The organism is Mesorhizobium sp. WSM4814 (assembly GCF_055811595.1).
In genome coordinates, this window is the sequence record NZ_JBVVQT010000039.1 from 15,069 (window position 1) to 27,404 (window position 12,336).

9 protein-coding genes are annotated in these 12,336 nt (G+C 63.6%); 5 read left to right on the plus strand and 4 right to left on the minus strand.

Annotated features, from left to right (window positions below):
- Positions 1–5 precede the first annotated feature (5 nt).
- Complete coding sequence (putA, locus tag AC0L2V_RS30885; RefSeq protein ID WP_473522044.1) at positions 6–3,617, minus strand: bifunctional proline dehydrogenase/L-glutamate gamma-semialdehyde dehydrogenase PutA; 3,612 nt, start codon at positions 3,615–3,617, stop codon at positions 6–8.
- Positions 3,618–3,779: 162 nt separating this feature from the next.
- Here putA and AC0L2V_RS30890 point away from each other — a divergent pair, with 162 nt between their 5' ends.
- Positions 3,780–4,232, plus strand: coding sequence for an Lrp/AsnC family transcriptional regulator (locus tag AC0L2V_RS30890; RefSeq protein ID WP_023803583.1), 453 nt, complete (start codon positions 3,780–3,782; stop codon positions 4,230–4,232).
- A gap of 232 nt (positions 4,233–4,464) precedes the next feature.
- On the opposite strand, the gene AC0L2V_RS30895 is transcribed toward AC0L2V_RS30890, so the two are convergent.
- Positions 4,465–5,667 (minus strand): cytochrome-c peroxidase, encoded by a 1,203-nt coding sequence (locus AC0L2V_RS30895; protein WP_473511497.1) that lies wholly within the window; start codon positions 5,665–5,667, stop codon positions 4,465–4,467.
- Between the two features lie 13 nt (positions 5,668–5,680).
- A complete protein-coding gene (locus AC0L2V_RS30900; protein WP_473511498.1) occupies positions 5,681–6,145 on the minus strand; it encodes a FixH family protein in 465 nt (154 codons plus the stop codon).
- A gap of 209 nt (positions 6,146–6,354) precedes the next feature.
- Here AC0L2V_RS30900 and AC0L2V_RS30905 point away from each other — a divergent pair, with 209 nt between their 5' ends.
- Complete coding sequence (locus tag AC0L2V_RS30905; RefSeq protein ID WP_473511499.1) at positions 6,355–7,275, plus strand: sugar kinase; 921 nt, start codon at positions 6,355–6,357, stop codon at positions 7,273–7,275.
- Between the two features lie 56 nt (positions 7,276–7,331).
- On the opposite strand, the gene AC0L2V_RS30910 is transcribed toward AC0L2V_RS30905, so the two are convergent.
- On the minus strand, positions 7,332–8,366 hold the full coding sequence (locus AC0L2V_RS30910) for a class I SAM-dependent methyltransferase (protein WP_473494561.1): 1,035 nt from the start codon (positions 8,364–8,366) through the stop codon (positions 7,332–7,334).
- Positions 8,367–8,700: 334 nt separating this feature from the next.
- On the opposite strand from AC0L2V_RS30910, the gene AC0L2V_RS30915 reads away from it, so the two are divergent.
- The 3 genes from AC0L2V_RS30915 to AC0L2V_RS30925 all read left to right on the plus strand — a co-directional run.
- On the plus strand, positions 8,701–10,674 hold the full coding sequence (locus tag AC0L2V_RS30915; RefSeq protein ID WP_473511664.1) for a putative bifunctional diguanylate cyclase/phosphodiesterase: 1,974 nt from the start codon (positions 8,701–8,703) through the stop codon (positions 10,672–10,674).
- A 222-nt stretch (positions 10,675–10,896) separates the two neighbouring features.
- Positions 10,897–11,232, plus strand: a complete 336-nt coding sequence (locus tag AC0L2V_RS30920; RefSeq protein WP_473511501.1) for a hypothetical protein — start codon at positions 10,897–10,899, stop codon at positions 11,230–11,232.
- A 91-nt stretch (positions 11,233–11,323) separates the two neighbouring features.
- Positions 11,324–12,336, plus strand: a 1,013-nt coding sequence (locus AC0L2V_RS30925) for a multicopper oxidase family protein (RefSeq protein WP_473522045.1), incomplete at its 3' end; no start/stop codon positions are given.

Here is a 12,336-nt window from a genome sequence, read left to right on the forward strand (position 1 = left end):
TTCCCTTACGCCGCGGCCAGCAGGCTGGCGTTGCCGCCGGCGGCCGTGGTGTCGACGCAGACGGCGCGCTCATGTGCGTAGGCGGCCGGGTTGAGCACTTCGCTGACCAGCGGCACGATCGGGCCGGCGCGGTCGGCGATGACCTTGCGCACGATGCGAGCGGCCTCAGGCGTGCCGGAAAAGGCAACGACGTCGACACGCAGCGCGCGTGCCTCGACCGGGTCGGGCCGGCCATCAATGGCCGCCAGCGGCAGGCCCTTGCCGGTCAGTGATGACAGTGCTGCCGGCGCACCCGGCGCGACGGCCAGCACCGCATTGCCGGCGGCGAGCGCCTGGATGGTCTGGGCAAGCAGCGTGTCGGCGTCCGGTCCCAGGCACAGCGCGCGGCCGCGCGGCGACAGCGACAGCGTGTTGGCCTCGCCGGTCGGCCCGGGCAAATCGACCTGGCCGAAATCGATGCTTGCGGCGGCACCGATGGCCGCAGCACCCTTGCCGCGCAAATGCTTCCTCAGCACCGCCACCCGGTCCGCCCGCGTCGACCAGCCGCCAAGCGTCGGGTCCGGCAGATTGTCGGCAAGTTCGGTCGCCGTCACCTTGCGGCCGTCAAGAACAGGCGTGCCCGCCTGCGGCCCCTTGCGGAACCGCCTGAGATAGTGCGGCCCGCCGGCCTTCGGCCCGGTACCGGAAAGTCCTTCGCCGCCGAACGGCTGCGAGCCGACCACGGCGCCGATCTGGTTGCGGTTGACATAGATGTTGCCGGCATGGATGCCGTCGACGAAATGCTGGGCGCGGCCTTCGATGCGGGTGTGCAGGCCGAAGGTCAGGCCATAGCCCTTGCGGTTGATCGCGGCGATGACCCCGTCGATATCGTCGGCGTCGAAGCTGGCGACATGCAGCACCGGCCCGAACACCTCGCGCTCGATGTCCTCGATGCCCTTGACCCGAAACACATGCGGCGCCACGAAGCGGCCATCCTTCGGCGCTTCGAGCTTGGCGATCAGCCGGCCTTGCAGGCCCATCTCAGTGCAATAGTCGCGGATCGATTTTTGTGCCTCCTCGTCGATGACCGGACCGACATCGGTCGATATCCGCCAGGGATCGCCGAGGCTGAGCGCTTCCATGGCGCCCTTCAGCATCTCCAGCATCTTCTTCTCGACGTCCTTCTGCACGTAGAGCACGCGCAGCGCCGAGCAGCGCTGGCCGGCGCTCTGGAAGGCCGAGGCCAGGATGTCGCGCACCGCCTGCTCGGGCAGCGCGGTGGAATCGACGATCATCGCATTCAACCCGCCGGTTTCGGCGATCAGCATGGCGTCGGGCGCGGCAGTCTGGGCCAGCTGCTTTTCGATCAGCTTGGCGACGTCGGTCGAGCCGGTGAAGCAGACGCCGGCAATGCGCGGGTCGGCGGTCAGCGGGCCGCCGACCGAGGGACCGTCGCCGGGCAGAAGCTGGATCACGTCTTCCGGCACACCGGCTTCGCGCAGCAATTCGACGGCGCGGAAGGCAATCAGCGGCGTTTGCTCGGCCGGCTTGGCGATGACCGAATTGCCGGTGACGAGTGCTGCCGCAATCTGGCCGGTGAAGATGGCGAGCGGAAAATTCCATGGCGAGATGCACGCAATCACGCCCCGCGCCTCGGTTCCCGTTTCGGCATTGGCCGCCTCGGTCGCGTAATAGCGCAGGAAATCGACTGCCTCGCGCACTTCGGCGATGCCGTCGGCCAGTGATTTGCCGGCCTCGCGTGTGGCGAGCGCGAAGAATTCGATGGCGCTGGCCTCATAGAGGTCGGCTGCGCGGTTGAGGATGGCGGCGCGCTCGGCGACGGCGCGCTTCGCCCAGGCCGGTTGCGCCTCCACACCGATGCGCATGGCGGTCGCAACCTGCTTGGCGGTGGCCTCGCTGACCGTGCCGACCACTTCCTCGGGCTTTGCCGGATCGACCACCGGACGCTGATTGCCGTAGCCGGCGGCACGGGTGATCGGCCTGGCGTGCCAGCGGTCCGGCCCGGCGAATGCAGCCCTGGCCTTGTCGATCGCGGCCAGCGTCACCGGATCGGTGATGTCGAACCCCTTCGAATTGCGGCGGGCAGCACCGAAGATCGCCGACGGGCTGGGAATCGCCGGATTGGCGGCCGGCCCCTGTTTCTCGACGGTTTCGAGCGGGTCGCGAGCAATATCCTCCGGCTCGACCTCCTCGTCGGTGAGTTGGTGGACGAAGGAGGAGTTGGCGCCGTTTTCGAGCAGCCGGCGGACCAGATAGGCAAGCAAGTCGGAATGCGCGCCGACCGGGGCATAGATGCGGCAGCGCGTGCCCTCGGTCCGCCGCACCGTCTCGTGCAGTGCCTCGCCCATGCCGTGCAGGCGCTGGAACTCGAAGGAGTCGCGATCGCCGGCCATCGACAGGACGGCGGCGACGGTGTGGGCGTTGTGGGTGGCGAATTGCGGATAGATGCGGTCGGTCATCGACAGCAGCTTTTTCGCGCAGGCCAGATAGGACACATCGGTGTTGGCCTTGCGGGTGAAGACCGGATAGCCGTCGAGCCCGAGCGCCTGCGCCCGCTTGATCTCGGTGTCCCAATAAGCGCCCTTAACCAGCCGCACCATGATGGTGCGGTCGTGCTTCTTCGCCAGCGCATAGAGCCAGTCGATGACGAAGGCGGCGCGCGGACCGTAGGCCTGGACGACGACGCCAAAGCCGTTCCAGCCGGCAAGCTCCGGCTCGGCCAGCACCCGCTCGATGATTTCGAGCGACAGGTCGAGGCGGTCGGCCTCCTCGGCGTCGATGTTGAGGCCCATGCGCGAATGGCGCGCCGCCAGCGCCAGCGACAAAAGCCGCTCGGCCATCACAGGCAGCATCTTTTCCTTCTGCGTCGCCTCGTAGCGCGGATGCAGCGCCGACAGCTTGACCGAGATGCCGTGATTCTGGCGGATGTCGGGGCCGTTGGCGCCGGCATCGAGCGACGAGATGGCGTCGGCATAGGCCTTGAGATAGCGCAGTGCGTCGGCCTCGGTGCGGGCCGCTTCGCCCAGCATGTCGAAGGAATAGAGATAGCCTTTCTGGGTCATCGGCCGGCCGCGCTTGACGGCCTCGGCAATGGTGCGGCCGAGCACGAACTGCTCACCCATTTCGCGCATGGCGGCGGCGACCGCCCTGCGGATGACCGGCTCGCCCAGACGGCGCACCATGGCGCGCAGCGTGCCTTCGATGCCGTCCTCGCCTTCGTCGAGCACCCGGCCGGTCAGCATCAGCGCCCAGGTCGACGCATTGACGAAGATCGAGCTCGAGCCGCCCGAATGCGCCGACCAGTCATGCGGCGCGATCTTGTCGGCGATGAGGTCGTCCATCGTCTCGGTGTCCGGCACCCGCAGCAGCGCTTCGGCCAGGCACATCAGCGCGACGCCCTCCTTGGTGGAAAGGCCGTAGGCGGACAGAAAAACTTCCATCAGCCGCGGATCGGACGAGCCGCGCACCGCCCGCACCAGATCGGCGGCGCGGGCCGAGATTGCCTTGCGCTCTTTCGTCGAAAGCCCTGTCGCCTCGGCCAGCCGCTTCACGGCCTCGTCTTCGTCAGGCAAGTAATTGGCACGGATCTGCTGGCGGATGGCTTCGAGCGCTGGCATGACGGTCCTGTGGAGCGAGCATCAGTGAGCGGTCCGGCGGTCACCGGACCGAATGACGCAAGCTAGCACAAAGCGTAGTTCCGATCGGTCCAAAGAAATCGACAGGAGAGATCGATTGATCTATCATTCGGCCCAATTTCCTCCAATTTGACCAGATATTTGATGACAGAAGACCAATTGGACCGCATCGACAGGAACATCCTGTCGGCGCTGGGCAGCGACGGCCGGCTTTCGATGTCGGAACTCGCGGCAAAGGTCGGCCTGTCGAAGACGCCGGTGCAGGCGCGGGTCAAGCGGCTGGAAAAGGACGGCATCATCCGAGGCTACCAGGCGATCGTCGACCGTGAGCGGATGGGCGAAGGCCATGTCGCCTTCGTCCAGGTGAAACTGTCGGACACCCGCTCGGCCGCGCTCGACGCCTTCAACCGCGCAGTGCAGGCGGTGCCGGAGATCGAGCAATGCCACATGATGGCGTCGAGCTTCGATTATCTGCTGAAAGTCCGCACCACCGACATCGCCGCCTACCGCCGCGTGCTCGGCGAGCGCATCTCCGCCCTGCCCCACGTCGCCCAGACCTCGACCTTCGTGGCGATGGAGACGGTCAAGGACCGGTAGGCGCTGCGGTGCGGTAAGAACCTTCGATGCCGGCGGGACAGCGCCCCCCTCTGTCCTGCCGGACATCTCCCCCACTTGGGGGGAGATCGGCGGCTTCGGCGACAGTGCCCTTTTTCTTCAATGTTGAAAATTGGCGAAAGCCGAGGGGACAGCCAATCTCCCCACTCGTGGGGGAGATGTCCGGCAGGACAGAGGGGGGCGCGAAGGATCGCTACCGAGCAGCTGAGTCCCTTCACTCCGCCAGCGTCTTCAAGAACGCCACCAGCGCCGCGCGCTCGCGGTCCGAAAGCTGCAGCGGGTGGATCTCGGATACACCCTCGACGCTGGCAGGCGCCTTCGAATAATGCGCCACAACCTCCTCGAGCGAGGAAAACTGCCCGGCATGCATGTAGGGCGCACGGGTGGCGGCGCCGCGCAGCGACGGCGTCTTGTAGGCGCGCACGAGTTCCGGCCCGGCCTTGACCATGAAGCGCAGCTCGCCGCAGGCGCTGGCGCCGCCATCGCGAAACACGCCGAAACAGTTGAACGGATCGGCCTCGACTTGGCGTGCCGCATCTATGCGGCCGCGATCCGGCGGCAGGTTCGCCACCGACGGCACGCCGGTGTTGTGAAAACCGCCGTCCGTAAAACGCGGCCCGTTATGGCAGGTCACGCAATTGGCCTTGCCGATGAACAGCTTTAGCCCGAGGATTTCTTCGGGCGACAAGGCATCGTCGCCTGGCAGTGCCTGTATACCGGTATCCAAAGCGGCAGCGAACCGGTCGAAGCGCGTCTGCGGTGGCGCGATCGATCGCTCGAAGGCGGCGATCGCCTTGCCGATATTGGCGAAGACGCGGTTGACGTCCTCGGCTTGCGCACCGGACATGGCATTCCAGGCAGCCTTCTCGGCATCGCTGCCGAGCGGACTGGCATTGGCCGGCACATTTGAAAGGTCGGGCAGCGGCCCGAAGATGTGCTCGTAGCGCTCGCCGAATCGCGCCTTGATGTAATGCGCGTAGGCGGCGCGGTTGCCGGCCTGCTCCAGCGGATTTTCCAGCGGCGCCAGCGCCTGCGCCCAGAGACTGTCGCGCCGCCCGTCCCAGAAGAACCATGCGTCATGCGCAACGCCGGCCAGCGGCATGGTGCGCCGGTTGGTGCGGCCGACACCGACCGCTCGCGGCAGATCGTCCTGGAACTGCCGGTCGATCTTGTGGCAGGTCGAGCAGGAAACCTTGCCGTCGCCGCTCATCCCGGCATCGAAAAACAGCGTCGCGCCGAGCGCGGCGGCGGCCGGCACGTCGGCGAAGCGGTTGGTGGTGTCGGTTTTCAGCGGCGGCAGGGCTGACAGCGCCAGCGAGGCGATGGTCTTCTTTTCGGCATCGGAAAACTCAGGCTTGCCGCAGCCGGCAAGCACTGCCATCGCCAGCAGCGCGAAAAATCGCGAAAAGCGGTTCATCTTGCTCCAGCGCTCAGAGCAGCACATTGAAGACCACCGTGTCGGATCCGGCCGCCGCGGAAATGGCGAAATGCAGTTGCCACAATCCGCTCATTGTGAATTTCACCCCGCCGATGCGATAGCGGCCGTCGCCCAGATAATCGGTCGCATGCGGGCTGGTCGGCAGACCGTGCCTGTGCTGCGGCATGCCGCCGGATATCGAGATCGCAGCGCCCTCCACCGGGGTGCCCGCATTTGTCTTCAGGGTCAGCAGCCAGGATTGCAGCTCGCCTTGACGGACAACGCCCCGCTCCGGCTCGAAACTGGCTACGAACAGGCCGTTCGCCGTCTCTTTCGAACGGGCAATCTCGGAGCCGGCCATCTCGGAACCGGCAAGCCGAGGCGCTTGCGGCGCGGTCACATAGACGGCGGTGAGAATGCCGGCCAGCAAGGCAGCCAGGCCAAGACCTGCCAGAACGTAGCGCCATAACGATGCCAAACCGGTTCCTCTTCCAGAAATAACGTCTCACTGAGCGGATCGCGTCCCGCCGCGCAGCTGAGAAAACGCCGCCGGCGGAAAAATCCGCTGCCGCCAAGCATGGCGCTGGCGCCCGCAAAAAGCTACAGCACCGGTCTTTGGTTTTGTGCATGTCGTTATCCCAAAACCGCTGCGCAAGCTGTGGGCGACATGCACCGGGAGAGAGATACATGGCAGGAAACGGCGTCGCCTCGATCGGTGAATGCATGCTCGAGCTTTCAGGCCAGGCCGGGCCGAACTGGCGCATGGGCTTTGCCGGCGACACATTCAATATGCTGTGGGCGCTGCATGCGCTGAGCGGTGACCGGCCGGCGACCTATGTGTCGGCCTTCGGCGACGACCCGTTCTCGCGCGACCAGATCGATTTCTTCGCGCAAAACGGCATCGGCATCGGCGCCAGCCCGATTATACCAGGCGCCCGCCCCGGCCTTTATGCAATCACGCTGACCGGCGCCGAACGCTCCTTCACCTACTGGCGCGGCGACGCCGCCGCGAGGCAGCTTGCCTCCGACGCGGTCGCTTTGGCGAAAAGCCTTGAAAATCAGGCGCTTGTTTACTTTTCTGGAATCACTTTGGCAATCCTGGACGACGCCGCGCGCAAGACACTTTTGGCGGCGGTGGCCAAGGCGCGCGCCGCCGGCTCGCTTGTCGCCTTCGATCCCAATTATCGGCCGCGGCTGTGGCGCCGGCGCGAGGATGCACAGACCGCGATCCTCGATGCGCTGGCAGTCACCGACATCGCGCTGCCGACCTTTCCCGACGAGCAGATGCTGTTCGGCGACGCAGCGCCGCAGAAAACCGCGGAACGGCTGCGAAAGCTGGTCAGCGAAGTCGTCGTCAAGAACGGCGAGGAGCCGGCGCTGATCGCCGCAAGCGGGACCCTGCAACCCGTTCCGGCCGTGCATGTCGCCGCCCCGGTCGACACCACTGGCGCCGGCGACTCCTTCAATGGCGCCTATCTCGCCGCCCGGCTTGCCGGCCATGTCCCGACCGAGGCGGTGCTGCGCGCGCATCGCGTCGCCGCCGCCGTCGTCCAGGTGCGCGGCGCGCTGGCGCCATTCGAGACGTTAAGGGCGGCGTTCGAAGATTAAACGCAATCGGACTGGCTGCCGCCAACCGCCGACAAGCTTGCAGCCCAAGGCGGTCGTTATCCGCGCTTTTCGATGACGCCGTAGAGGACGTTGCGGTTCTCGCCAAAGAACACCTGCGCCTCGACGGTGTTTCGGTCGACGCTGGCATTGATGATGTTCCACATATCGGCCTCCGACCGCAGCAGCAACACCCAGTTCATGAACGTCTCCCGGTAGCCGGCGTCAGGGTTGCCCTCGGCGTAGTTCGCGAAGAGGAATGTCCCGTTCGGCTTCAACATCTGCAGGCAGGTTTTCGTGAGCTTCACGGCGACGTTGTGCGCAAGGTAGTCGTAAAGGCCGGAGGCATAGATGAAATCGAACTTGCCAAGCTTGTGGCCTCTCGTGAGCATGGTTCGCACCGAGCCGTCGATGGCCTCTACCGCAGTGCCCTGAAAGTCGCGCGTGATCAATCCAACGCTCTGAGGATCCTGATCGAGCGCAACCCAGCGCTTGAGACGGCCCTCCTGTAAGGCGGCCGAGCGATTGGCCTCCCTTAAATGGCCGGCCGCAATCGCCAGGACCTCGGTTTGAGGCCCATTCCTGGTCGCAATCTCATCGACATATCGGGTCAAAAGATCGCGTCGTTCGCGCGCCGCGACGCACGACGGCACATCCTTGGTATGCCTGTAGAGCGCCTTGCCGACCTCCGAGGCGTTTGCCACGCTCTCCGCCACGTGCGGATCACAATAGATGTAGTCGAGCAACTGTGCGTCGCCGGAATAACCTCTGGGCTTGTCGTGGGACCACCGCGTGAGCGGATCTTCAAGAAAGTACTCCAGGACCGGGTGGTTCCGCACCACCGGTATCAATGCTTGCCAAACGTCCGGATGAACCTTGATACGCATTGCTTCGAGATGCGACATCAGACGGCGAATGACCTCCGCGGGGTCCTTCTGCTGCTCGATCTGCTGGTGCGTGATGTGGAGAATGAGTGCAAGCTCGACGCGGGCGGTTTCGAACGCTTCGCTATGAGGCTCGAGCTTTCTTCGAGGGAGACTGGCGGCGATCATCTCGGCAGTAATCAGACTTTTGCCATCGAGGATGGTTGCCACCGCAGAACTCCATAATTACATTTAACTAGATATAGTTAGATATTGCCTAAAATTTTATCTTTGCCAAGACACATCTCCGGCATTTTAGCGGTGTCGTTAAATTCCCGCCAACCATGCTGATTTTTTGGACGCCTTGCGGGTCAGATTCCCGATACGAGTTAACGCAAACCTATATGCGCGACTGCATATTGCTTGCGAGGCGCCGCAATTCGCTGTCGCGCCTGAGGAGTCGGCCGGCGTGGGGGCAGAAGCTAGAAATGAGTTCGGCATGCAAAGCCCGGTTCAAATGGGGCTTAGGGTGACGAACGAATATGCGTCATCCGCATTGGCCGATATGGCCCATGCGGAACCGCTTGAGCGGCGCTACGAGCCGCGGTCCGACGAGCTCCGCAAACTCTACCGAGAGGAAGGCCAGGCGAAGCGAAGAATGGACGCCAGGCCGGGGCTTTGGATCGCCGTTACCATCTACCTGCTGTTTTCGGCAACGGATCTGCTGCTGATACCGGATGTCGCACTCTATACGATCACGGCCCGCTTCGCGGTCGGAGTGACGGCGCTGTTAACCCTGGAAGCACAACTTCGCCGGGGGGTCGCCACGGAATGGATTGACGTGACTTGCGCCGCTGCCATCATCTTTGGCTATGTTGGTTGGTTGTCCCCAGCGGTTATGGGCGCGGACAAGGAAAGCGTCTCTTATTACATGGTCTTCGGCACCATCTTTATGATGAGCGCAAATCTATTTTTTACGTTTAAATTCAGCCTGTCTATCGTGACTTCAAGTATAATTCTAATAATACTGTATATTGTAAACTACTTTGTGCCTTCCGCATTAGCATACAAGATGGTATTTGGAACTTTCTACATATCATGCTTCACATTTACATCTTACGTAAACTGGAAGCTGAACGAGGAACGTTACAACGTCTTCCTCAACGCCCTCGAAGCCAAAATCCAGCACAAGGAAGCCACCGAGCGCGGACAGGCGCTGTTGAGTCTGTCGAGAACCGATCCGCTTACGGGTCTGGAGAACCGGCGGGCGATTGACGAGAAGCTGCGCGACTACTGGAGCGACTGGCAAAGGCATGGCAGCGGTTTTGTGGCGATACTCATCGACGTGGACTTCTTCAAAAGGTTCAACGACTACTACGGACATCAGGAAGGCGACCGCTGCCTGATACTTGTCGCCAATGCCCTTGCCGAAATGATCAAGCACCACAATGGCTCAATCGGCCGCTACGGCGGGGAAGAATTCATCGTCCTGGCTCGCATGGAGAAAAAGGAACAGGTTGCAGGTCTCGCGGAAGCCATTCGAAGCACGGTGGAGAACCTCGCGCTTCCCCACCAGCAGCGCAGGGACGGCACCTCGGTGGTGACGGTGAGCGTTGGTGCTGCCTTCACCAGGCCGCAGACCGGCGCCAAGCTGGAGAAGATCATCCACGAGGCCGATCGTGCGCTCTATCTGGCAAAAGCAGGCGGTCGCAATTGTACCTGGCTGTTCGATCCAAACGATCCCCAGAGCAGCGACGAGAGCGAGAATATTGCGGCTTTGCTGAAGATCGCGATCGGCCAGGATCTCGTTTCACTCGTCTATCAGCCGATCCAGAATGTGGCGTCTGGCCGGGTTGAAGCCGTCGAGGCTCTGATGCGCCTCAAAATGCTGGACGGCACATCGGTTCCGCCGAGTCTGTTCATTCCTGTTGCGGAACGAACCGGCGCGGTCCTGGAACTCGGGCGCTGGGCCATAAGGACAGTGTGCACTGAACTCCTGGCGGACGATCACGTCCGTGTCGTCAGCGTCAACGTCTCTCCAATTCAGCTCAAGACGCCCGGCTTCGCAGCTTCGGTTGCGACGATTTTGAGCGAGACCGGCGTCGCCGGCAGCAGGCTGGCCCTCGAAATCACCGAAGGGCTGGAGATGGAGATGCACTCCGACATTCTGCGCTGCATCAGCGACCTGAAGCTGCTGGGGGTCAGGGTATGGCTTGACGACTTCGGGACGGGCTTCGCGGGCCTCTCATGGCTTCGCCTCATCGATTTCGATACGGTGAAGATCGACCGCTCGTTCCTGCATGACTGCGGCACCCCAAGGGGCAAGGCGATGCTGCAGGACATTATTGCCCTGGTGCGAAATCGCGGCCATAAAATCCTGATCGAGGGGGTGGAAACCGACGAGCAGCTGGCCCTTATCCGCGAATTCGACATCGATAAGATCCAGGGCTTTCACGTCGGCCGCCCTGCTCCCGCCGCGAATTTCCGCACCAAACCGGCCACCTACAAACGCACATTGTCGATCGTCAAGTCGGCATGAATAGCGGCGAGCGGCTGCCGCGGGCCGTCATCGTTCCGTACACGCAGTGGTTTAGGCGTCGAAGCCGACTACCGCCCATTAATCGCCTTACGCATCCCCGCTGACTCCGGCGCCATGAAGTTGGCCAACGCGATGATCCGCTGGTCGCCCGGATAGGCAGCACGTTCGGCGGTGGCCACCGAATATGGACACATTGCATAGGTAGCACTACTGTCCACTCTAATGAGCAAGCTGGTTCGCATCCTCGCAGTCGTCTTCCTCGCGGCCTTCGCCACGGGCACGGCGGCGCATGCCGCGGCTTTGACGGACATGTCCCTGAAGATGTCGATGGCTGAGATGGACGGCGACATGCCCGACTGCCAGGACTGTCCCGGCGATGACGGCCAGACGTCGGCATGCGACCAGTTCTGCGTTACCTCGCTTGTCGCGATCTGCACGCCTGCCGCGGCCGAGCTGCCGCATTTCGCCGGTATCGTATCCTTGCCTCCCGGAGAACCGTCCGACGGCCGCACCGGTCCGCCTGAGCCCTATCCTCCCCGAACCACCTTCCTGAGCTGACGCGGCCGCGGCATCCGCTCGCGACCGACCCGTCGACGCGCCCGGCTACGTCCGCGCGTCAAAAAAAGCCTATTCCGGAATGGTTGATCCAATGCCCTATCCACGTGTGCCGGCGCTGACGCGTCGAACCTTCCTCGCATCGGCCGCCGCCGTTTCGGCGGGCGTGGTGCTTCCACCGCGATCCGACGCCGCAGGCCTTCGCGAGTTCCGGATCCGCGCCGGACCGGGACGCGCCCAGATCGCGCCAGAGCCGCATGGCGATACCCCCATCTGGTGCTATGACGGCAGCCTGCCCGGTCCGGAAATTCGCATCCGCCAGGGAGAACGCCTGCGGGTGGCGGTCGAGAACAAACTCAACGAAGAGACGACGGTGCACTGGCACGGTTTGCGGGTCCCGAACGCGATGGACGGCGTGCCGCACCTCACGCAGGCGCCGATCTCGCCCGGCGAGACCTTTGCCTACGAGTTCGATGCCGTCGACGCAGGCACCTTCTGGTACCATCCGCACCATCGCAGTTTCGAGCAGGTCGGCAGAGGCCTCTACGGCCCGCTGATCGTGGAGGAAGCCGATCCCATCCGGGTCGACCGCGAAGTCACATGGGTGCTGTCCGACTGGCGGCTGACCAAAACCGCCGAGATGCGGGAAGACTTCGGCAACCGCCATGACATGATGCACAACGGCCGGGTCGGAAACACGGTCACGATCAATGGCCGCGTGCCGGATGTCTTTCAGGTGCGAAAGGGAGAACGCATCCGGCTGCGGCTGATCAACGCCGCCAACGCCCGCATTTTCGGCCTCGACTTCGGGAACCATCAGCCTGCTATCATTGCGCTGGACGGGCAGCCAGTGGAGCCGCATGCGCCGGAAGGCGGGCTGGTCGTGCTGGGGCCCGCGATGCGCGCCGACCTCATCCTCGACATGACGGCTGACGCCGGAAGCCGGGTTTCCGTGATCGACCGCTTCCACGAGGGCCTCGAATACCGCCTGGTCGACCTAGCCTATGCCGGTAATCCGCTCAGGCAGGCGGCTCCCGACTGGCCTGTCGCCCATGCTGCCGCCCATCTCCTGCATGACCATGGCTCCCATCATGCCGCCGTTGAAGG